This window comes from Halostagnicola alkaliphila, from assembly GCF_055379965.1.
In genome coordinates this window covers 125,219-145,609 of the sequence record NZ_AP043826.1, presented here as the reverse complement: position 1 = coordinate 145,609, position 20,391 = coordinate 125,219, and the positions used below count along the sequence as shown (strand labels likewise).

Genomic DNA, 20,391 nt, shown 5'->3' with positions numbered 1-20,391 from the left:
CTAGTGGGACCAATGAGTGAATCCCAGGAGGAATCGTCGCTCCACGAGCGCGTCGAAAAGTGGCTCGCTCGGGAAATGCCGATCATCCAGATGCACGGTGGGACCAGCGCGGTTCGGGCGGCGGACCCGGACACCGGCGAAGTGATCATCGAACTCGGCGGCGGCTGTAGCGGCTGTTCGGTGAGCGACGTGACGACGGGTAACATCGAAGCGGAACTCCTCAAATGGGACGAAATCGAGGATATCACCGTTCGGGTTCCCGACGCTCGAGACCAACTCGGCGGCCCCGACCAGGCAGAATCGATCATGGGAATCGACCGAACGGAGGGCGGCCGCGGTGACTGGGGGTCGTCGAACCCCGGCGAGGACCATCTGTAGGTAATCGGACGAGACGAGGTAGCCGGACTCGAGTCGCCGATTGGCGTTCTCGGTGCTATCCGTTGTTGCACTCGAGATCCGATTGCTGTCGCTTCGACCCACTGCGATGACGCTATCGGCCAACCGTCGGACAGTGTGTGGTAGGCGTTAGCGAGGCCGGACAGTTTTGGGAACGACTATACGTTTTTACCCGCCCATTACTCAGATACTGACTATGACGACGTGTAGACGCCTTCGGGGAGGTGCCGACGATGGGTGATTCGTCCGTCCCCGACGACACCGAATCCAGCACAGTAGACGGGGCAGCGTCCGCCGAACCGAGCGCCGACGGCGGCCTTCGTGCCTACACCGTCCGCCTCGAGCTCGTCGACGAACCCGGCGAGTTGCTTCGCGCGCTCGAGCCGATTTCGAAAAACGGCGGCAATCTTCTCAGTATTCACCACGAGCGCGGGAACATCACTCCGCGCGGACACATCCCCGTCGAAGTCGACCTCGAGTGCCCGCCGGATCGGTTCGAAGATGTCGTCGAATCGCTCCGCGAGGGCGGCGTCAACGTCATCCAGGCTGGTGCCGAACGCTACGGGGGAGAGGTCTCTGTCGTCCTCATCGGCCACGTCGTCGATACCGATCTTTCGGATACGCTCTCTGCGATCGAAACCGAAGCGAACGCCGTCGTCCTCGACCTTTCGCTGGCGGCTCCCGACGGAACGAAAGGGACCGCCAGCGCGCGACTCCGACTCGCGATCGATACCGGCCGAGCCGACGAGGTGCTCGAGTCGATTCGATCCATCGGCGCGACGAAGGATCTCACCGTCGTCGAACCGCTTCCCGGAGGTGAGGCCTGATGCGACTCGCCGTCTTGGGTGCCGGCTCCGTCGGTACGTCCGTCGTCAACCTCGCGGGCGAGTACGGGCACGACGTCGTCGCGCTTGCCGACTCGAGTACCGCGGCGGTCGACGAGAGCGGTATCGACGTCGAGAGCGTCCTCGAGCGGAAAGCCGGGGGTAACCCCGTCGGTGATCACGATCCGGAGGTCGTCTTCGAGACCGACTACGATGTCCTCGTCGAGGTCACACCGACGACACTCGGCGATGCGGAGCCCGGATTCACGCACACGAAACGTGCATTAGAGGCCGACCGACACGTCGTCCTAGCGAACAAAGGCCCCGTCGCAGAACGGTACGAAGAACTGCAGGAACTCGTCTCCGCGAGCGCCGGTTCGATCCGGTTCGAAGCGACGGTCGGCGGCGCGATCCCCGTCCTCTCGACCATCGAAGACTGCACACCAGAGGCGGTCACCGCCGTTCGCGGCGTCCTCAACGGTACCGCAAACTTCATCCTCACCCGGATGGCCGCGGAAGGACTGGACTACGAACACGTGCTCACCGAAGCGCAGGATCTGGGCGTCGCCGAAGCCGACCCGTCGTTCGACGTCGACGGCACCGACGCGGCGCTTAAGTTCGTCATCCTCGCGAACGTCCTGAACGACGGGGGCTTTTCGCTCGAGGACGCTACCGTCGACGGAATCGAAAACATCCCCGGAAGCGCACTCGAGTTGGCCGCAGAAGACGGCCGAACGATCCGACTCATCGGCGAGGCGACTCGTGACAGCGTGCGCGTCGGGCCACGATTGGTCCCCGAACACGGCGCACTCGCGGTGACCGGTACGCAGAACATCGTCCAGATCGAGACGCGACACGCGGGGTCGCTGGCCTCGAGCGGTCGCGGTGCGGGCGGCCCCGAGACGGCAACGGCTGTGCTCTCGGACGTTGGTCGTCTGCCGGAACTGTAGTTGCGGTCGGTAGGCTGCTTTCTCGTAGTGATTAGTCGCCGATCACGACACGAAGTGGAACCCGACGAGTGCGATCCCGACGTACAGGACGTGATAGAGCAGCGTCGACGTTCCCATGTGGACCGTGTATCTGGTCATCGAATACGAGCTCGCGCCGGCGGGGATGGTGAGCAGCCCCCGAACCCAGGGGATGAAGTTCGTCACGAAGATCGACGGGCCGCCGTATTTGTCGAACCAACTATCGAAGCGCTCGAACTGCGTGGACTCCGGCTCCAGGGTCGTATATGGCACTCGAGTCACGAACAGCGGTCCGTAGCGTCTGCTCCCGACGAAGATGGCGAACTGGCCGACCATGTACCCGATGGAGACGACGACGGTGATGATCCCGATCTGGAGATACGTCGCGCCGCTTGCGATGACGTACCCAGGGAGGAAGACGCTCGTCGGAAACACCTTCCCGATGAAGGCCCCCTTCAAGGTGAAGATCACGAACAGGACGGGGAGTCCGAGGAGCGCGATCGATCCATCGGTGAACGTCGATGGCGGGTGGAGGATTTCGAACATTGGATTTCGCGGATTCGTGTGCGGTCAGGGGGGATTCGTTCGGATGGCGGGTCTCGGGCTCTACCGAATCGTCTCCAGACGATCCGTGCGTTCTACGACTCCTTTCATATGTTTGAACGATGCCGGACGATATAAAACGAGATTCGCAGTTTCAGGTTTGGAAAACGCTGATTGGTCCGAAACTGGTTGTTACACGGGGTTCATCGATACCGTGGGAACCAGGGCAATTGGCGGACGCGAGTTCGATGGACTGGCGAACGCCGACGGTTGCTTCAAGGGGTTTCGCCGACACGTTCGTTCGTGTGAACGTGGCGCAAACCGGCAGACGTAGCCGGGCTCGTTCGAATACGCTTTCGAAATGGTTTTAACCGCTACTGCCAAAAGAGACCGATATAAGCGCCTTGCGCGTGAGCTACAACAATGAGCGAAGACAAACCACACCAGAACTTGGCCATTATCGGCCACGTTGACCACGGGAAGAGTACGCTCGTGGGGCGACTCCTCTACGAGACGGGGAGCGTACCCGAGCACGTCATCGAACAGCACCGCGAAGAAGCAGAAGAGAAAGGCAAGGGTGGCTTCGAGTTCGCCTACGTCATGGACAACCTCGCCGAAGAGCGAGAACGTGGTGTCACCATCGACATCGCACACCAGGAGTTCGACACCGATCAGTATTACTTCACGATCGTCGATACGCCTGGCCACCGGGACTTCGTCAAGAACATGATCACTGGCGCGTCCCAGGCAGACCACGCAGTTCTCGTCGTCGCGGCAGACGACGGCGTCGCTCCACAGACTCAGGAGCACGTCTTCCTGTCGCGAACGCTCGGTATCGAGAAACTGATCGTCGGTATCAACAAGATGGACATCGTCGACTACTCCGAGGACGACTACAACGATGTCGTCGAAGAAGTCAACCAGCTCCTCGATCAGGTTAACTTCCAGGTCGACGACGACTCGTTCATCCCAATTTCGGCGTTCGAAGGCGACAACATCGCCGAAACGTCGGACAACACGCCGTGGTACGACGGCCGATCCCTCCTCGAGACGCTTAACGATCTGCCGGAGTCCGAGCCGCCAACGGACGCGCCGCTTCGACTCCCAATCCAGGACGTTTACACCATCTCCGGAATCGGTACCGTCCCAGTCGGACGCCTCGAGACCGGTGTCATGAACATCGGCGACAACGTCTCCTTCCAGCCCAGCGACGTGGGCGGCGAAGTGAAGACGATCGAAATGCACCACGAAGAAGTGCCAGAAGCTGGTCCCGGTGACAACGTCGGATTCAACGTTCGCGGCCTCGGCAAGGACGACATCCGCCGCGGTGACGTCTGTGGCCCGGCTGACGACCCACCGAGCGTCGCCGAGACGTTCCAGGCGCAGGTCGTCGTCATGCAACACCCCTCCGTGATCACGGCGGGTTACACCCCGGTCTTCCACGCACACACCGCACAGGTCGCGTGTACGATCGAATCCATCGACAAGAAGATGGACCCAGCCTCGGGCGAAGTCGCCGAGGAGAACCCCGACTTCATCCAGTCGGGTGACGCTGCTGTGGTCACCATCCGACCACAAAAGCCACTCAGCATCGAGCCATCGAGCGAAATACCAGAACTCGGGAGCTTCGCCATCCGCGACATGGGTCAGACCATCGCGGCAGGAAAGGTCCTCGACGTCAACGAGAAGTAAATAGATGCAACAGGCACGCGTTCGACTCGCGGGCACGAGTCCAGAAGACCTCGACGACATCTGTGACGACGTCCGCGAGATTGCGAACAACACCGGCGTCAACCTCAGTGGACCGATTCCACTGCCAACGAAAACCCTCGAAATCCCAACCCGGAAGTCCCCAGACGGCGAAGGGACTGCGACGTGGGAGCACTGGGAGATGCGCGTCCACAAGCGCCTGATCGATCTGGACGCCGACGAACGCGCACTCCGTCAGCTCATGCGCATTCAGGTGCCGAACGACGTTTCGATCGAGATCGTCCTCGAGGACTAACTCGAAGCCGATCCCGATCGCGTTTTTTCACCTTCAAACCGAGCCGCGTACGGAGTGCAGACTTTTGTATTTCGCCCTCGGAGTACAGGTATGTCGACTCGCTCCGGGAACGGGAGTCCGATCTTTGAGTTGTTAGTCGTCTTTCTCATCGTTCTCGCCGCGAAGTTCGTGACGGAACTTCTCGGCATGATGAGCGGACTGTTCGTTCTCTCCCCGCCGATATCGAACGATCCGTGGACGATCGTGACGAGCGTCTACGCCCACAACGGTATCGGGCATCTGGTATCGAACTCGATCGCGCTCGTGCTCTTCGGCTGGCCGATCGCTCGAGCGACGACCAGGCTTCGTTTCCACGCCTTTTTCCTCGTCACGGGCGCTATCGCGGGGATCTCACAGGTTCTGGTGATGTCCGGGATCATGTCGATTGCGGGAATCGGCGGGTCGGCTCCGGGTGTGCTGGGTGCGAGCGGTGCCGTGTTCGCCTTGCTCGGATATCTCGTTGCTGGGAACCGCCTCTCGAGCGGGTTTGCCTCGGTGATCGACGTCCCGAACTGGGTGACCTACGTCGTCTTCTTCGCACTCGCCGTGATCGTGACGCTCACCACACTCGCACCGGGCGTCGCATTGATCGCACACTTTACCGGATTTCTGGTCGGCTTGCTCGCCGGACGCGCTCGAGTGTTGCGGACCGAGTCGTCGACGCGGCTGGATCAGCCGACGATTTAGTCTGCGCGCTCGAGGTCGGTTGCTGTGGGCTTTCGAGGCGTCCCCGAAACACAAGCCTCAAATAGAAACCAGAGTTAGGTTTGCTCGAGGGCTCGTAGATCAGTGGTAGATCGCTTCCTTCGCAAGGAAGAGGCCCGGGGTTCAAATCCCCGCGAGTCCATCGGATTGTTGTCACGTTTCGAATTGTCCGGATAGTTGCGTCCTTAGCGACTAACCCTGAATTATGCAACCGCTCTTCGAGCGTAGAAAACCCCTTTGAAAATCGATTGATTAACGGTACGGGATCCACCCCCGTGCAGGCTGTCGATTTCACCGAAGGAAATTCGGGGTGTTCGGCATGACGGTTGCACCTTGGCCGTCTGTTAACGATTCGACTTGTCAGAATTGCGGAACCCACGTGACCGACAAGTTCGGTCGGGTGTTCGGCGACGACGATGACCGAGCCCATCGCTGTGGAAACTGCGATTCGTACCGACGACTGAGCCGCGGATCCGGAGCTGGCCTCGCCGTTCGCGCTCCCGATCGCGAGAACGGAGGTGGAATCGATGGGTGAGCAAGCGAGTGCGTACCCGTCGAATAGTCTGCTCGTTGTCGATGGCGTTCCAGCCGTCATTTGCGACTACTGTGATACGATCTGTAACGTCAAAGAGCCGAAGCAGTGTCAGACGTGTGGTGCTGAATTTTCGATTAAATCGGAGTGGTCGCTATGAAGGGAGTAGAGCGCCGTATCCAGCGATTGCGCTTGCCCGTGCGACACACCTGCGAAAAGACGCTTTTCGAGGTTTCGGGCCGTGAGGGTGATCGGTGTCCGTTCTGCAATGGGCGGTTAGTTCGGGGTGGTTTCGATGTCTGAAGCTGCCAAAATGCTGGTTCTCGAGTGTTTGGACTGTTCGGAAACATGGTCCTTCGAGAACTGCGAGAACGGGTACAATCGGATGATCGCCGCCGGATCGAATCACGTCGTCGATTCGGACTGTGATACCGTCCTCGAGTCGGCTGTCTTCCAGGAGCACGAAGGCGATCGCGAGATTCGGGCCGACGGCGGCAACTCTGTGGACGCTATTGAACGGGCGTTTTCGCCGATTTGCCCGAATTGTGAGGCCGACGGACGGAAACAGCGTGTTGTGAATTTGCGGCGGGTAAGGTGGATCTGTACGGCGTGCGGTGAACGTTACAGCGAGGGAGGTGAGCGCAATGTCGAGTGACGGTACGGAGCACTACCTGTACATCGGCAAGCGTTGGGGAGAGAAGGCCGAGGAGAACGTCGAGAAGTGGGGTATCCAAGAGGTTGAGACCCTGCTTCTGGCGTTGCAGGAAGAACTCGGCGAACTCTCTCAGGCGCATCTCGAAGCCATGCACGAGGGCGGCGATCCGGAACGTGTCGGCGACGAACTCGCCGACCTCGGTGCCCTTTGCTTCCAACTCCAGTGGGCGCTAAACGAGCGGTCTGTAGGTACGGGAACGGAGGAATCCCTATGAGCGCCGCCTCGAGCGGGACTGAACAGGCCCGTCTCGATGTCGGGGATACGCGGAAGCCTGCCGCAGTCAAAGACGCCCAGCGAGTCACGACCGGAGATCTCTCCGCGCTCGCCATGTGCGCTCACCGCTATGACCCTGCGGACGTTAGGGGCTGGTACACGCACGATTTCGATGACGTTGTCCGGCAGTGGATCTGTTCGAACGTCGAAAGCGTCATCGCGCGGATCTCCCCGCACTGCGACAACATCCGCGGCGATCGTCCACCACTCCACCCTTCCGATGACCTTTGGGTCGGCGAGTCCGATATCGGACCGGTTCAGACGACGCTCGTCAACGACGACGGGCGGCAACGTGAGACGGGAAAGCAGCAGAACGGAGGCGATTCGTGATGTCCTCAAACGATACTGAGCGCGAGCTTCGAACAGTCAAATCAAAAATCTCGGAAGCGAAGCACACTCTCGAATCGGCTGCTCGTTGGGAGGAGAACGCCGAAAATGCCCGATCCTACCGATACCAGGCGAAGCAACTCGGCATCGCGATAGATGAACTCAAGCAGTACACGGACACGGACACTTGCCGATCGGGAGGTGACGAGCGGTGAGTTCTCAAGCGCGCATCTCTGCGAAACACGGCGGGGAGAACGCAGAAGCCGCCGTTATCCAAACCGTCCCCGAGATCGAACACCTCACCGATACCGAAGACGTTCACGCCGACGCCCGCGCCACCACCGTGATCGTACCGGACGCCCAGCTGCCCACGGTCGCGCTCCCGGTCGTGGAGATCGGGACGCTCATCGAGATTAAATCGGTGATGGTCGTCTACGGTGAAGGACAGACTCGAGGCCGCTACTACCTGCGAGAACAGCAACACCAGCACTTGCTCGAGAAGGGAGCGATCTACCTGTTCGCTGTCTGTGCACCGATGCCCGACCGGCCCATTCTCGCGCTGAAGCTCGTTCCTGCGACTGTCGTCAACGACCTCGTTTCGTCGTGGATCGATGCCGGTGATCGAGCCGATTACGCGCAAATCGCGTGGAGCCGTATATTCGATCCGTCCGAAATTCAGCGGAAGGGAGGTGCGTCGGCGTGACGGTTCGAACGACGTACTTCACCGGGCTCTCGCCGTCGTCACCGTTCGAACCGAAGGACGATGACGACGTTTTCGGAGTGGTCCGACGACCTCGAGACTTCATTGATAAGCTGGTTGATCGAAATATCCCAGCTGTCGCACCGCCCGAACCGCTCCTCGAGGCGTTCAAGACGGTCGAGAAAGCCGCCGAACTGAATGACGATCCGATACCGGCGGCTGTCGCGTGGGATAACGTCGACTACGAACAGCGATATCGCGCGCATCTTGCGCGGGCGGGTCCGGCTGTGGTCGTGAATGAATTACGCGATCGCGCTCGCGAGCGTGATATCTGGTTGGTCTGTTGGGAGAAGGATCCGCGATGGTGTCACCGGCGGTTGCTCGCGGAGACGATCGTCGCCGAGCTCGAGGATATCGAGCTGTTTCACCATCCAGATCCGACCACGATCCCGCTCGAGGTCGGCGACCAGGAGGGCAACGCCGACGCCACCCTCGCGGACTTCGCCGGTGATGCGTGATGGCGCAGGTCGAAACGACGCCTCACGAAATTCACGGGCGCTGGAAATGGGATAACTGGGGACGCGGGCCGTATGACGCGCTCTCGTCGGTCATGCTCGGTGAACCGTTCGAGGGACACACCGAATTAGATGTCGAGATCGACGGGGAACCGTGGCACATCGTCGTGAGTTACAGCAAATCCGGATTTGCACCTCGATTAAGCGATGGTATCAACGCCGAACGGCTCTACGAATGGGATATCGTCGGTAGTGGCCCTGGTGAGTCGAAAGCGTCGTACAATATCTCGCCGCGATTCCCCGATATGCGTCACTGGGAAACGGGTGAGCCGGTTCAGTTACCCTGGGAATCGCAGTTCGGTCAGGTCGAAGGCGTCGACGTTGAGTACGAACCGTCTCACATCGAAGCAACCCGCGCGCTCGAGTTGCTTCCGGAGTTCTTCAGCGCGATTTTCGAGAAGGCAGGCGAGCGAGTTCACCCGACCTACTTTCGCGAGCCCCCGCACCCGGAGTACAGTCGCGAGTGGGCGTACGAGCGGTATGTTCGTGCCCGCCGATCATGGGCTGAACGGCTCGCACAGTCGGGCGTGATGCACAAAGTGATGCTACACCTCGCCGAGCTCGAGGGCGTGAAAGCCGAACTGTCGCTCGATAACAAGGAGGTGATTAACCACCAGAACCGAATGGAACTCGACCCGGCATCGGTTAGCGAGTTGCTTCCCGGCCACACGTACGGGCGAAAGTTCGAAATCTATCAGTTGAAAAACGCCGACGCCGTCGCGAAGGACAATCCATCCTACCACCCGAAGGTGGAGGTTCTGGTGAACAAAGCGATGAACGACGGTGAGGCGTGGTCGTGGTCCGAACGCGACGAGGTAACGGAGGAAATCGAGGAAACACTCTTGAATTTCCTCGCCTGGGAAGATATCCCGCTCGGACCCGACGGGAGTGGTGTTTACGTTGATGACTACCACTTCGAAGCCGTCGCGAGAGACGATCCCGTCGAGATCTACGCGGATCCGACGCCGCGGCTCGAGGCCGAGTCGAACCACCTGTTAATGACGACGCTACGAGACATGGGCGAGACCGCACGGGACGTGACCGAGACCGTCGCGACTGACGGCGGATCAACTGTCGACGACCTCACCGACGATCTCGGGAAGCACCCCGCGACGATCTACCGAGCGATCAACGATCTTGGCGACATCATCGATCTCGACAGTGGTGACGTGTCGTTTCGAGCTCGTAAGTACCAGGAGGAACTTCGCGGGCTCGTCGAGAGTGCCGAGTACGCGATCGAGAGCTACGCCGATCGGATGCAGCACGTGATGGGCCTTGCCGACCACGTTGCCGAGTCGTCGCCGTTCCAACAGTGGCTTGCCGAGAACGGTGCCGAGCTCAAGTTCGACGACGATGGGAACCCGAAGCGAATGCGGATCGATACGATCCTCTCCGAACTGAAGGGGAGTAGTTTCGAAAACGCCCAGGCGGTCGCTCGAGAGGCGATCGAGAAGTGGCGGCATTCAGGGAACGATCCGGCGGTGTTCGCTGGGATCCCGATGGTGTGGAACTCACCAGAGGGAGGTTCGCACTCGCGTTTGCTCGGGAAGCTCGATCCCGACTGGTAGAACGACCTTCTTGAGTGGTAACGCCGTTTTGGCACTTGTTTTCTACAAGTACACTTTCTGTTTTTGACGAACTTCACAAGTTAGTTTGTGTTCCGTCTCTCGAGCCCGTGGGTCGCACGGCGATCGCTCCGGACCGCATGCGGGGTCGTTTCGCGCTGCGCGCGAAAGCCCCCTTGGCGTGTGTCCCCAAGGGGACAGAGCCAAAAAATTACAGCGCACCCCCTCCGCCTCCGCACGGAGATCTCCAGTTGAAGCACACGAAACGGGGGTTAGACAGTTTCGAAGTTAGCGGTGCATTTTTTATCTGATTGGTCCGTTCATGACATTATGAACGTGATTGTGGCTATCACCCTTGGACAGTTCCTGAGTATTCTGGGTGCGATTGTTGTTCTCATTGGTATGGTTATTCTCTATTTCTTGTGGGAGTCATCTCGACGAAGCGCGTAGCCACTATTCTCCGCCACCGCTGGGGGTTGCACGTCGCGAAAAACGGTTTCCCGAATATGCACACGAGATCGAGAACGCCGTGTGCATATCGAGCGACGATCGCCGCGACGAACCTCGAAACCACTCTGGCGAACTGATAGAAACACCCCGATTATGGGCTTTGGGCCGGGTTCAGTGAGTCGAAAAAACTAGGATTCGGGGGGTCGTGTGTACGAGTATGCGAATCCGAACCGACGGCAAGTACGATTACCGGCTGGATCCGATCAACCGAGCAGCGGACTTCTACGACTGTAACAAGACGAAAGCCGTCGTCAGTGCGTGTGACGATGTGCCGAAACTCGTTGCAGCTGCACGCCAGGTCCTCGAGCGCGACGACCTTACGAACGAGCAACGTCAGGAGATCGCGGAAACACTCAGTACTCGAGTCGTCAGCTTCGAAGCAGAACAGTCGGTGACCGTCGATCGAGATTAGAACACGTCCTCGATCGAGATCTTCGCTTGCTTGGTGTCGCGGTGATCGCCGCCCCCGTGCCAGCGCAACGTGGGCAGCCTGGATGCAGGAATGGACGTCGTTTTCAAAATCTGCGTTCCGGTCCCTCGCTTGCGATAGACCGCAAATCCGTACCTCCCACCGTTCCGCTGTAATCGGCCGTGATACTGCTTGTACACCTTGAAATTGCCGGGCTGGCCGTCAGCGTGTTTGTATTTCGTGGCCTTGAACTCCCACGGAACGCCGTTTTTGAGACCGTCGTACCAACTGGTATCGACTCGCTTTCCGTTCTCGTCGACGAGATCGACGCGATACTTTTCTGCGAGATGGTATTCACACGCTGTTCCGTGCTTGTTGGCCTTGTGCGACGGCATATCAGTCCATCCCCACAACGCGCGCGCCGCGATTTTTCAAAAATCGACTCTCAAAAAATGACAGGTATCGGATAGGTAACGCACACGCCACGCGCAGATATATATAAAACTCCGCTCGCTCAGATACGCTACGCCCACGGCCCGCTTCGCTCCCAGTAGGGAGCAAGCGCGGTGGGCTTTGGGCTTGACAGTTACTAAAGGGGGGTCGGTTGCGCTTTACAGCTTGGCAACCCGACGCCCTCATGCGATCACCTTCTCCACGTTGTCAACCCACTCCGCTTTCTCGCCGCCTTCATCAATCTCTTTCCACCAGTTTGAGACGGTAGCGTGGCTATACGGCACGTATACGGAGGTTTCGCGGGCCGACATACCTTGCTCTCGACAGGCTTCCATCGTCCATGCAGCGACCGTTTTCACGTCGTCCTCCGCGATCGCCGGGCCGTCCTTCTCGTCTCCGGAGGGAGCGCGCCACGACCAGTCGGCTTCATCGTGCGTGTGAGGCTCAAAATCGGCCGGAGGGATGCCTTTCAGTGGCCGTGGATCAACATCCTTCAGTTTCCCACCGGAGATGCGATCCGCGACGATCGCCTTGCCCTGGTCGTTCCGATCGGGCTTTTTGATAATCGTCCCGACGCGCCAGAGAAGCGGATGAATCGAACTCTCGTCGTGACCGATATAGATCAGAGCGCCGTTGTACTTTCGGATTTTGAACACTAACGGACCCATCAGTTTGCGGACTAACTGGCCGTCCTCGCCGGACCCACTCGCGTTCGTCGAAAACTCGTCGCCGATGAACAGCTTTGGCTTCTGCGAATGCTCAACTGGATTTCCATCCTGTCCGACCCATTCCTCGAGCAGCGGATAGTTCGGTATCCAGCCGTCCTCGAGTTCGCCATTGTCACGTACCCAGTCGGTATTTCGCGGGAGCGTGCGAATGTTTGAAGCGATCTGCATATTGCCGTCAACCCAGCGATCGCGCAGCTGCGCCAGGAGGCACGCAAAGTTCGTTTTCCCGGCACCCATCTCGCCGAGCAACACGATCACCGGGGCCGGTCCGGCCACGATCTCCTGCAAGCGCGTGATGGCCTTGATTCCGGAGAGGTCGGCTTCTTGAGCCGGGTCGCCGAGATAGTGCTTCAGCGTGAGCGTATCGCCGTTATCGAGCGCGTTCCGCGCTGTATGGCTTCCCTCTCCTTTCAGGATATCTCGGTTCTTCGCCACGTCCATGTACGTGGCCGCCGCTTTGCCGTCCCATCGGTCCGGATCGTGATGGAGCGCGCGCATCGTCATTTGACGGTCTATCTGGTCGTCTCTCACAAATCCGGTGTGAGGGAGCACCTCATCGGGGTCACGTGCCAGTTTTCCGTCCTGAAACTCTCGAAAGCCGCCGACTGTGTAGTTGTCTTGTTCGTCACTCATATCCGCTCCCTCCGTCTGTGGCCGCCTGCTGTGCCTGCTCTTGGGTCGCTGGCGGGCCGCTGGTTGTCTCGATTCCGTGCTCGTCGGCATACTGATCGACGTAGCGAGAGACGTTCTGAATGTCGTCTGTCGAATTGTTCTCCGCGTCTTCGCGTGCCGATTCGAACCGTTCTTTCACTGCCGTTCGTGGATTCATTAGACCGCGTTCGTCGGCTTCTGCTTCCTCGTTGATGAGGTCTTTCTGGATCTGAAGCCCCATTTTCGAGATTCGACCGCGGAGCCGATTCGACGCCAGGAACTCCTCGACGAGATCGCCGTGAACGTCCTCGAGCATCGCTTTAATCGTGATGAGTTTCGAGTCCGATAGTTCGCTAAAATAGCATCCTCGAACGATCAACTGGTCAATATCCTCGTGATTCTCGAACTCTCGAACCTCGAACGCCCCTCCGTCGTTGACTGAGTACGGGCTCGGTCCTTCGATTTTCTTATTACTCCACACCGACGGTTCGACGTAGTATTTCTCTCTCACGTCAGTTACGCCGTTGATGTGGTGAACCTCCACCATACGGCGTTTCCGAAGCCATCGGACGCCGGTCACGAAAATCCCGAACAGGGGCGGGCCGAACAGCAAGAGCGCCGCGAGAATCCCCTGAGTGACGGGCGGAACGCTCGGTAAAGACGGCCGCCAGAGGAACAAGCCCACGCCCACGGAAAACATCAACCCGAGAACGACTAACTGCCCCTCAGCCGCGATATGCGTTAATCGGTCGCTCCAGCCTCCGTACGTGTTGCTTGTCTCGCTCATGCTTTCATCACTCCGCTGTCTTCGCGATAGACGACGTATCCGGCCGCTGTCGCCGCCAATCCGGTCGTCATGCCGATCCCCCAGAACAGTCCACTAAGCCCGCCGAAGTAGCTCAGCGGGTCGTCTGGATCGCTCTCGACCATCTCACTCGAGAGTCGGACCTGCGCGCCTCCGACGTTGACCGTCACCGAGTGGCCGCCGTTCAGCGACTCCACGGGCATCGTGACGACGTGGATACCCTCATCGATCGATACCTCGTGCGTCGGCGGTTGTACCGCGCCTTCGTCGCCGACGCCTGCGATACTGTCCACAATAACGATATCGAGCGGTCTTTCGGCGGAGATTGCGACTTGAACGGTACCGTCATCGAATCCCCAACCGGCTAACTCTCCGATCTCGCCGAATTGGACCGTCTCGTTCCGTTCTTCGATTATCGATGCTTGCTCGAGCGCGTCCGTTTCGTTCCCGTCGATCTCGTCGGACTCGAGCTCGTCCTGGTCGTCATCGCTCTCGCTCTCCTGCGCGATCGCGGAGCCCATGCCCATAGAGCCCACTACGCCAGACAAGACAATCGCTACCACCAGTGCAAAAATGCAAAAACGTCTCATCGTCAGTTACCCAGGCCAGGGATCAGATCGCTGACGACCGACCACGCTATACTGACGACGACGAGCCCCACGATCGCGACGCCGACAAGTGCTGACCCTTCTGGGATGTCTGGCCTTGGATCTTCCATCCAGTCGGGCCAACCAAGATCAACATCAACGTCAGTCCCGCCATTTCCGTCCTCATAGACATAGTTGTTCTCGATTTGTTCGATTAACTCGGTTTGCTGTTGCGTGTACTCTGCAAACTCCGACGAATCATACACATCGTACTCCGTCCCTCCTTCCCAGTGTTGAGCGTCATCCTCCGATATCTCATTCCCATCAGCATCTTGCATTGAGTCGATTGTTAGATGGCCACCGATTAAGGAGATCTCATCACCAGTCGGGGCATCATAGAATATACTTTCAGAGAGGATCCCTGATAAGTCAACCCCGACAGGTTGCACCCTTATATCCCTTATCGTACTCTCATAGTCATAGACAGACAGTTCTAACCCCTGTTCAGACTCAATCGTGTGAAGCTCTCCATCATTGTAACCCGCATAGAATTCGTCTCCTGTGAGAGACTCTTCGACGGCGTAGGCATTCTCTGATGGGCCGCTGTAGGTCCATATCTCATTTGTTGGTTCGCCGTTCTCAAGATCGAAGAGACGAACCACTCCATCACCTCCAGCCAGTAAGATACGGTTATCAGATACCATAGCTAAATCATTGATATCATCAGGATACGACTGGGTCCACGTTTCTGATGGATCATTGATGTCAATTCCGTGAAGGTTCGAGCTCCAGTCCGATACGATTAGAGTCCCATCATCGGTTAGGTTGATCGCGTCACTTCGACCCTCAAGTCCCTCATATGGCCAGCCTTCGAGCAGGTCCCCGGTCTGGGAATCCAAGCCATACACATATCCATCCCCAGGATAGAACACCATGTCCTCAGACGGATGCGCGATTAACGAATACAAAGCTTCATTTGCCCGATCATTGTCATCCCATAAGAGAGATTGATCCTCCGGATCTATCGCCTGTAATAAGGGCTCACCTTGATCCGTTGATCCAGTGAGGAACACTATTTGATCGTCATGAGATAGTGCGACCCCATTCGCCCTACGGATATCCGGATGCGTGTACTCCCAGAGTTCACGACCAGTCTCCGCGTTAAATGCATATAATGATTCTTCACCCTCAGTTACATACAAGGTCTCCCCTTCTGAATCAATATCCGAATCTCTTGATCCAATCTCTGTGTTGCTCCACTGATTCGAGTCCGCTCCGGCATCCGCAAGATGGATGCCGTCATCTGTCAACGTATATAGAGATGTTTCACCGATCTGGTACGAGTGTCCAGGGCGGAGCCCATCTTCTGGAGTCTCCTCCGCGTAGAGCAGTCCAGTATAGGATTGATCTTCAACGAAACCGGAGTTAGACATGTTCCTATCACCATCCTGAATAGTTACCTCTCTCTCAGTTGGTCCGGTATACGTCACCTCCATTGATGCGGTCGTTTCGAGGTTCGGTTGCTCCATGTCAAGACGGTTGTAGATTGCCAAATTGAGCGAACTTGATGTAACCTCAGAATCGCCCGAATACTCATTGAATAGACCATTAATTCCCCGAACATCTGACGGGGACAGTTGATCCGCGTCCATCAATTCATACATATCCTCGACGAGTTGCTCGTCAAAGTTAGCAGTGATTCGGTCGCTCTGATATTCGATTTCGTAATATGCCTCCATCCATCGATTCATATTCAGCAAGAATGCCGAATCGAGTTGGTCGGACGGATCATCACCGACCTGCACGCTCTGGATAATCACGTCAAGACTCGTTGTTACGTCCTCTTCTTCCTCATCTGGATGCTCAAAGACGAACTCTTCATTCTCATCATCATAAAGATCAAAAAGATCTTGGTCGATGGGGATCGTTCCGCCAACTTCAGATTCGGACCCGAATCCATCATATTCCATTGCTGGTATCTCGACGGTAACTTCGTCTCCATTTGTTAGCTCGAATTTAGATTCAGTCGTCTCATCGAACACATAGAGTTGAACCTCCTCTTCTTCGGCTACGGCAGTTCCGGAGATCTGAATAAAGTGGTCTCGAACATCATCCGATTCGACCGCGTGCGTCATGATGACGCGCAGTTGTAAGATCGATTTGTTTAGGACCTCCAAATGATTCCATTCAATCTTTGAATAATAATCCCGAATGGCCTGCATTGCATTCTGATGCGCCTGAATTTCGGTCAACCCGTCCTCCCACGCAGTCGCGATCGCGTGACGGGCCTCATCAGACGCTAACCCAGAGGTCCGCTCGAGGTCGTTCTCGATTTGATTGAGATGGATATCGAACCCCTCTGATTCAGAGATGCCCATCGAATGCAACTGGATCTCGTCTTCGGGCAGCCCCTCCGGTTGCAAGATCCGATCGACATAATCGATCAGGTTCCGAGCCGTCGCGAACGTCGATGTATCTGGATCATCGGGGTCGTACGCTGGACGGACCTGTGGATCAACGAGTTCGTAATCGTCTTCCTCGATATCGTCTCCAAACGACGAATCTTCTTCCTCGTCCGCACCGACAACGCCGACGCCGATCGCCGCCGTTCCCGTCGCGCCGATCCCGCGCAGCACTCCGCGCCGTGTTGCCGAGTGTTCGACCATCTCGTGAAATGCCTGTTCCTCTACCGTGTCCGAATCCGTGGGCTGTGGGCTCTCTGTTGACATTATAGTAACCCCGCGATCTGTCCGAACAGCGATGCCATTATTAGCAGACAGCCAACGAGCGAAACGACGCCGAAGGCTGCCAGTAGTTCGACCGTCTCAACGTCCATCCCGTCGAAAAATTGCGTTATCATGTTTCCTTCCCCTTGAGTTTCGTTATTTGTAAGCGAGCAGGTAGAAACCGGCTCCGTTCAGCATGACCACGAACATCCCCAACCACCAGTAAGCGGCAATAGCGACCTGAATGGCGGGCACGAGAGCGGCTAAGATATTCAGTATGAACATCGAGAGCATCACTGCCAGTTCTTCGTCAGTATAGTCAGACAAGTCCACTTGCTCGTTCGTGATCCACGCCGTTCCGATGACGATCATCGAAAAGATGAACGCCCAGGTGAATTCGGTCCCGTGGGCGGCATAGAACGCGTCCCCGAGATACCACGTGATGGGCGCGTCGATCCCGACTGTCGCGAGGCCGCTGACGACGAGCGTGCACGCGACGAACAGCGGAGCCAGGAGTGAGTCAATTAAGTCGATTCCTTCTTTCGATCGGATATTTGTCGGAAGCGTATCCGGCAAGGCTGAAGTTGCCATACTCAAATTCCGTCAGCACGGGGGGTCGAAAAGCTAAGGAAAACCAAGGTGACGCATTGGTGTACCCCCCAGTGACACCAACCTTTATACCGGGGGAAGTTGCGAGCGATGTTATGGCATTGAACAAACTCAGGGAATTAGACAACTATTCCTACGGAGTGACGGTTCCAAAAGACGACCTGCGCATTGACGGATTGCTCGACGAAAACGGCGATCTCGACGACGACCATCTCTTTCACATTCAGCGTACAGGTGAAGGTGAATATTCGCTCGAACTCATCGACGGAATTGAAGCTTAAGCTGGTTCAGCTTCCGCAGTAACGCGATCTGAGCCATCCGGCCCACTCATCTCAATATCGATTCGACGGCTTTCTCCCTCATCGACATACGCTCTTTCCGATTCCCGTTTCAGAGTGTTACCGTTCTCGTCAAGAATGATCGCGGTCGCCTCGACATCTCCCTCGTCACCGTCGTTCTGAACTAACACCTGAACGTCCGCAGTTCCGGTCAAGGAACCCATGAAGTCTGAGTCCACGTTGATATCGGTAACTTCCGGATCTGGTTCCGGTTCCGGTTCTGGTTCAGGATCTGAATCGTCGTCATTACCACCGTTATCGTTTCCGGCTTCACCACCATCACCAGTGTTCGAAATGTCTCCTGAGCACCCTGCTAACGTAGTTATCAGCAGTGTGACCCCACCAATCACCGACCTTCGAGAGTACATATTAACTCTCAGTCACGACACTGGTTTGTAACTACTGGCCGTTCTCGAGGTCGTCCTTATCCAAATCCCCATTGAGATATTTACGACCCCGTTCGGTTATTTGATAAATTCCACTTGATTCCTCATAATATTCGACAAGATCGTTTTCGAGAAGTTTACTCATTCTCTGAGTGACGTATCCTCGATTGAAGTCAATATTTTCAGCAATAATTCTCGGTGTTGCAACAATATCTGGATTAGGATCGTTTTCGAGAAATTCCAAAATCCGATCATCCGCGTTCGTCATCCAGACCACCCGAGGTCGTCGCATCTTAGCTTTTCTGCACAGTACACCATGAAAATCTGTCCGGTGTTCATCTCATACACATCCAATCTCATAGTTGTAGCTAATAGAACGCTTAGTTAATTATAAGTAAACGGGGTGTTTCAGCCAGTGCAACGGAAGCCAGACGGACCCGCCGCTGCCCGGTCGGGTCCTCGCGAAAACGCGGACCCGGTGTAGAGGCACCGGCCCGCTGGCCTCCGTAACCAGACTACGGAAGCATGATATCGCGCAACGCAACGGGGGATAAATCCCTCGAAGGACGGACGTATAGCCTCCGACGAGAATCAGGTTTAGTTTTACTTTCGCGGTGCGCCTTTGGCCTCTCGTTTTTATATCCCGGCGAGACGCCCGAGGTGATGCCTGCAACGAAAGAAGAGATTCGACTGTCGAACCGAACGGATCGCTGGCGGTTCATGTGTCCGAACGGCCATCGATCCTGGGAGCCCACGAACAACCACTTCTGGTGCCAGCAGTGCGCTCGCTCCTACGACAACGATGTTGAACCGGAGTTCGAGACGCTCCACGATCTGAAAACCGAGGAAGAAATCCATCGCGACGAGCTCGTTCTCCACCAGGGGAACACACTCGAGGTCCGGGGGGAGGCGTGAGCAAGGACCTCCAGCCTCTCGAACCGAAGGAAGGCGTCGATCGCTTCCTCGAACACCGAGCACCGAGTATTCGCGAGTCCTCGATGCAGAACGCGCGGCATCGTCTCTCTGTGTTTCTCGAGTGGTGTGAAGAAGCCGAGATCGACGACTTGAACGACCTCACCGGTCGTGATCTGTCGGCGTTCGTGGCTTGGCGTCGGGGTGAGGTTGCCGCGATCACGTTGCAAAAGCAGTTGAGTAGCGTCCGGATGGCGCTCCGGTGGTGGGCCGATATCGAGGGCGTCGAGGAGGGTCTTTCCGAAAAGCTCCACTCACCGGACCTACCGGACGGAGCCGAGTCGAAAGATGTGTTCCTCGAGGCCGACCGCGCGAAGCAGGCGCTTCGGTACTACGATCGCCATCACTACGCGAGTCGAGATCACGCACTGCTCGCTTTGATTTGGCGAACGGGGATGCGACGAGGTGCGGTACGTGGGCTCGATGTTGACGATCTCGATGACGATGACCAAGCGATTCGAGTCGAGCACCGCCCCGATACGGATACGCCGCTCAAAAACGGCGATGGAGGGAGTCGCTGGGTCTATCTCGGTCCTCGTTGGTTCAAGATTCTCGAGGATTTCGTTTCGAATCCCGACCGGAAGACCGTTCGCGACGAGCACGGTCGCCGACCGCTGTTCACGACTCAGCAGGATACCCGCCCTACCGGCCACTCAATCTACAAGTGGGTGATCCGGGCGTTACACCCCTGTCGGTACGCTGAATGCCCACATGACCGACAGCCGAGCGGCTGTGAAGCTCTTGGCAGTGGTGCGGTCCCGTCGAAGTGTCCATCGGCGCGGTCTCCCCATGCGATTCGCCGGGGAGCGATCACGAACCACCTGAACGAGGAAACGGCACCGGAGACGGTGAGCGAGCGGATGGATGTCTCGCTCGATGTGCTGTACCAGCATTACGACGCGAGAACAGAACGCGAGAAGATGGCGGTCCGCCGTCAGAACCTACCAGAATAAGATCATGATTTGCAAAACCACGCGACTCAACGAGATTTCACCATCCCCGCGAGTCCACTCGGCTTTTGCCTCGCCAACAATCCCAACACGGCGGACG

At 57.3% G+C, this 20,391-nt stretch carries 28 protein-coding genes and 1 tRNA gene; 19 read left to right on the top strand and 10 right to left on the bottom strand.

Annotated elements, in window-relative coordinates; translation table 11 throughout:
* The first annotated feature begins 12 nt into the window (after positions 1–12).
* The 3 genes from ACZ5C7_RS05770 (at position 13) to ACZ5C7_RS05760 (ending at position 2,170) form a co-directional block, all read left to right on the top strand.
* Positions 13–378: a NifU family protein gene (locus ACZ5C7_RS05770; RefSeq protein ID WP_464375397.1), complete on the top strand. Its 366-nt coding sequence runs from the start codon at positions 13–15 to the stop codon at positions 376–378.
* Between the two features lie 251 nt (positions 379–629).
* A complete protein-coding gene (locus ACZ5C7_RS05765; RefSeq protein WP_464375396.1) occupies positions 630–1,223 on the top strand; it encodes an amino acid-binding protein in 594 nt (197 codons plus the stop codon).
* Positions 1,223–2,170 carry a homoserine dehydrogenase gene (locus ACZ5C7_RS05760; protein WP_464375395.1) on the top strand — a complete coding sequence of 316 codons (948 nt, stop codon included), beginning with the start codon at positions 1,223–1,225 and terminating at the stop codon, positions 2,168–2,170. Before ACZ5C7_RS05765 ends, ACZ5C7_RS05760 begins: the two co-directional genes overlap by 1 nt.
* A 42-nt stretch (positions 2,171–2,212) precedes the next feature.
* On the opposite strand, the gene ACZ5C7_RS05755 is transcribed toward ACZ5C7_RS05760, so the two are convergent.
* A complete protein-coding gene (locus tag ACZ5C7_RS05755) occupies positions 2,213–2,734 on the bottom strand; it encodes a DedA family protein (RefSeq protein ID WP_464375394.1) in 522 nt (173 codons plus the stop codon).
* A 420-nt stretch (positions 2,735–3,154) separates the two neighbouring features.
* Here ACZ5C7_RS05755 and tuf point away from each other — a divergent pair, with 420 nt between their 5' ends.
* The 13 genes from tuf to ACZ5C7_RS05690 all read left to right on the top strand — a co-directional run bounded on the left by tuf (position 3,155) and on the right by ACZ5C7_RS05690 (position 11,089).
* Positions 3,155–4,423: a translation elongation factor EF-1 subunit alpha gene (gene tuf, locus ACZ5C7_RS05750; RefSeq protein ID WP_464375393.1), complete on the top strand. Its 1,269-nt coding sequence runs from the start codon at positions 3,155–3,157 to the stop codon at positions 4,421–4,423.
* A 4-nt stretch (positions 4,424–4,427) separates the two neighbouring features.
* Positions 4,428–4,736: a 30S ribosomal protein S10 gene (gene rpsJ / locus ACZ5C7_RS05745; RefSeq protein WP_049953579.1), complete on the top strand. Its 309-nt coding sequence runs from the start codon at positions 4,428–4,430 to the stop codon at positions 4,734–4,736.
* Positions 4,737–4,826: 90 nt separating this feature from the next.
* Positions 4,827–5,462, top strand: a complete 636-nt coding sequence (locus tag ACZ5C7_RS05740; RefSeq protein ID WP_464375392.1) for a rhomboid family intramembrane serine protease — start codon at positions 4,827–4,829, stop codon at positions 5,460–5,462.
* Between the two features lie 88 nt (positions 5,463–5,550).
* A tRNA-Ala gene (locus tag ACZ5C7_RS05735) sits at positions 5,551–5,622 on the top strand.
* Between the two features lie 168 nt (positions 5,623–5,790).
* Complete coding sequence (locus tag ACZ5C7_RS05730) at positions 5,791–6,015, top strand: DUF7563 family protein (RefSeq protein ID WP_464375391.1); 225 nt, start codon at positions 5,791–5,793, stop codon at positions 6,013–6,015.
* Positions 6,016–6,307: 292 nt separating this feature from the next.
* Positions 6,308–6,667 (top strand): hypothetical protein, encoded by a 360-nt coding sequence (locus ACZ5C7_RS05725; RefSeq protein WP_464375390.1) that lies wholly within the window; start codon positions 6,308–6,310, stop codon positions 6,665–6,667.
* Positions 6,657–6,941, top strand: a complete 285-nt coding sequence (locus tag ACZ5C7_RS05720) for a nucleoside triphosphate pyrophosphohydrolase family protein (protein ID WP_464375389.1) — start codon at positions 6,657–6,659, stop codon at positions 6,939–6,941. The genes ACZ5C7_RS05725 and ACZ5C7_RS05720 overlap by 11 nt, the downstream gene beginning before the upstream one ends.
* Entirely contained in the window at positions 6,938–7,330 is a 393-nt protein-coding gene (locus tag ACZ5C7_RS05715; RefSeq protein ID WP_464375388.1) for a hypothetical protein, read from the top strand. Before ACZ5C7_RS05720 ends, ACZ5C7_RS05715 begins: the two co-directional genes overlap by 4 nt.
* Positions 7,330–7,542: a hypothetical protein gene (locus ACZ5C7_RS05710; protein WP_464375387.1), complete on the top strand. Its 213-nt coding sequence runs from the start codon at positions 7,330–7,332 to the stop codon at positions 7,540–7,542. The genes ACZ5C7_RS05715 and ACZ5C7_RS05710 overlap by 1 nt, the downstream gene beginning before the upstream one ends.
* Positions 7,539–8,030 carry a hypothetical protein gene (locus tag ACZ5C7_RS05705; RefSeq protein ID WP_464375386.1) on the top strand — a complete coding sequence of 164 codons (492 nt, stop codon included), beginning with the start codon at positions 7,539–7,541 and terminating at the stop codon, positions 8,028–8,030. Before ACZ5C7_RS05710 ends, ACZ5C7_RS05705 begins: the two co-directional genes overlap by 4 nt.
* Positions 8,027–8,545: a DUF488 family protein, N3 subclade gene (locus ACZ5C7_RS05700; protein WP_464375385.1), complete on the top strand. Its 519-nt coding sequence runs from the start codon at positions 8,027–8,029 to the stop codon at positions 8,543–8,545. Before ACZ5C7_RS05705 ends, ACZ5C7_RS05700 begins: the two co-directional genes overlap by 4 nt.
* Entirely contained in the window at positions 8,545–10,170 is a 1,626-nt protein-coding gene (locus ACZ5C7_RS05695) for a DUF7845 domain-containing protein (RefSeq protein ID WP_464375384.1), read from the top strand. Before ACZ5C7_RS05700 ends, ACZ5C7_RS05695 begins: the two co-directional genes overlap by 1 nt.
* A 664-nt stretch (positions 10,171–10,834) precedes the next feature.
* Entirely contained in the window at positions 10,835–11,089 is a 255-nt protein-coding gene (locus ACZ5C7_RS05690) for a DUF7692 domain-containing protein (RefSeq protein WP_464375383.1), read from the top strand.
* On the opposite strand, the gene ACZ5C7_RS05685 is transcribed toward ACZ5C7_RS05690, so the two are convergent.
* The 7 genes from ACZ5C7_RS05685 to ACZ5C7_RS05655 form a co-directional block, all read right to left on the bottom strand.
* Positions 11,086–11,481, bottom strand: a complete 396-nt coding sequence (locus ACZ5C7_RS05685; protein ID WP_464375382.1) for a hypothetical protein — start codon at positions 11,479–11,481, stop codon at positions 11,086–11,088. The genes ACZ5C7_RS05690 and ACZ5C7_RS05685 overlap by 4 nt on opposite strands.
* 240 nt (positions 11,482–11,721) lie before the next feature.
* On the bottom strand, positions 11,722–12,900 hold the full coding sequence (locus ACZ5C7_RS05680) for a hypothetical protein (protein ID WP_464375381.1): 1,179 nt from the start codon (positions 12,898–12,900) through the stop codon (positions 11,722–11,724).
* A complete protein-coding gene (locus ACZ5C7_RS05675; RefSeq protein WP_464375380.1) occupies positions 12,893–13,705 on the bottom strand; it encodes a hypothetical protein in 813 nt (270 codons plus the stop codon). The genes ACZ5C7_RS05680 and ACZ5C7_RS05675 overlap by 8 nt, the downstream gene beginning before the upstream one ends.
* The gene (locus tag ACZ5C7_RS05670; protein WP_464375379.1) at positions 13,702–14,244 is read right to left on the bottom strand and encodes a hypothetical protein; all 543 of its coding nucleotides are present in this window, start codon (positions 14,242–14,244) and stop codon (positions 13,702–13,704) included. Before ACZ5C7_RS05670 ends, ACZ5C7_RS05675 begins: the two co-directional genes overlap by 4 nt.
* Positions 14,245–14,315: 71 nt before the next feature.
* A complete protein-coding gene (locus tag ACZ5C7_RS05665; protein WP_464375378.1) occupies positions 14,316–17,039 on the bottom strand; it encodes an outer membrane protein assembly factor BamB family protein in 2,724 nt (907 codons plus the stop codon).
* Positions 17,039–17,170 (bottom strand): hypothetical protein, encoded by a 132-nt coding sequence (locus ACZ5C7_RS05660; RefSeq protein WP_464375377.1) that lies wholly within the window; start codon positions 17,168–17,170, stop codon positions 17,039–17,041. The genes ACZ5C7_RS05665 and ACZ5C7_RS05660 overlap by 1 nt, the downstream gene beginning before the upstream one ends.
* Positions 17,171–17,192: 22 nt before the next feature.
* Positions 17,193–17,627 carry a hypothetical protein gene (locus tag ACZ5C7_RS05655; RefSeq protein WP_464375376.1) on the bottom strand — a complete coding sequence of 145 codons (435 nt, stop codon included), beginning with the start codon at positions 17,625–17,627 and terminating at the stop codon, positions 17,193–17,195.
* Positions 17,628–17,740: 113 nt separating this feature from the next.
* Here ACZ5C7_RS05655 and ACZ5C7_RS05650 point away from each other — a divergent pair, with 113 nt between their 5' ends.
* The gene (locus ACZ5C7_RS05650; RefSeq protein WP_464375375.1) at positions 17,741–17,926 is read left to right on the top strand and encodes a hypothetical protein; all 186 of its coding nucleotides are present in this window, start codon (positions 17,741–17,743) and stop codon (positions 17,924–17,926) included.
* Here the strand turns inward: ACZ5C7_RS05650 and ACZ5C7_RS05645 are convergent.
* Both ACZ5C7_RS05645 and ACZ5C7_RS05640 read right to left on the bottom strand, forming a co-directional pair.
* Entirely contained in the window at positions 17,923–18,147 is a 225-nt protein-coding gene (locus ACZ5C7_RS05645; RefSeq protein WP_464375374.1) for a hypothetical protein, read from the bottom strand. The genes ACZ5C7_RS05650 and ACZ5C7_RS05645 overlap by 4 nt on opposite strands.
* Positions 18,148–18,382: 235 nt before the next feature.
* The gene (locus tag ACZ5C7_RS05640; RefSeq protein WP_464375373.1) at positions 18,383–18,637 is read right to left on the bottom strand and encodes an ArsR family transcriptional regulator; all 255 of its coding nucleotides are present in this window, start codon (positions 18,635–18,637) and stop codon (positions 18,383–18,385) included.
* A 395-nt stretch (positions 18,638–19,032) separates the two neighbouring features.
* Here ACZ5C7_RS05640 and ACZ5C7_RS05635 point away from each other — a divergent pair, with 395 nt between their 5' ends.
* A complete protein-coding gene (locus ACZ5C7_RS05635) occupies positions 19,033–19,284 on the top strand; it encodes a hypothetical protein (RefSeq protein WP_464375372.1) in 252 nt (83 codons plus the stop codon).
* Positions 19,281–20,294, top strand: a complete 1,014-nt coding sequence (locus ACZ5C7_RS05630) for a tyrosine-type recombinase/integrase (protein WP_464375371.1) — start codon at positions 19,281–19,283, stop codon at positions 20,292–20,294. Before ACZ5C7_RS05635 ends, ACZ5C7_RS05630 begins: the two co-directional genes overlap by 4 nt.
* Positions 20,295–20,391 lie beyond the last annotated feature (97 nt).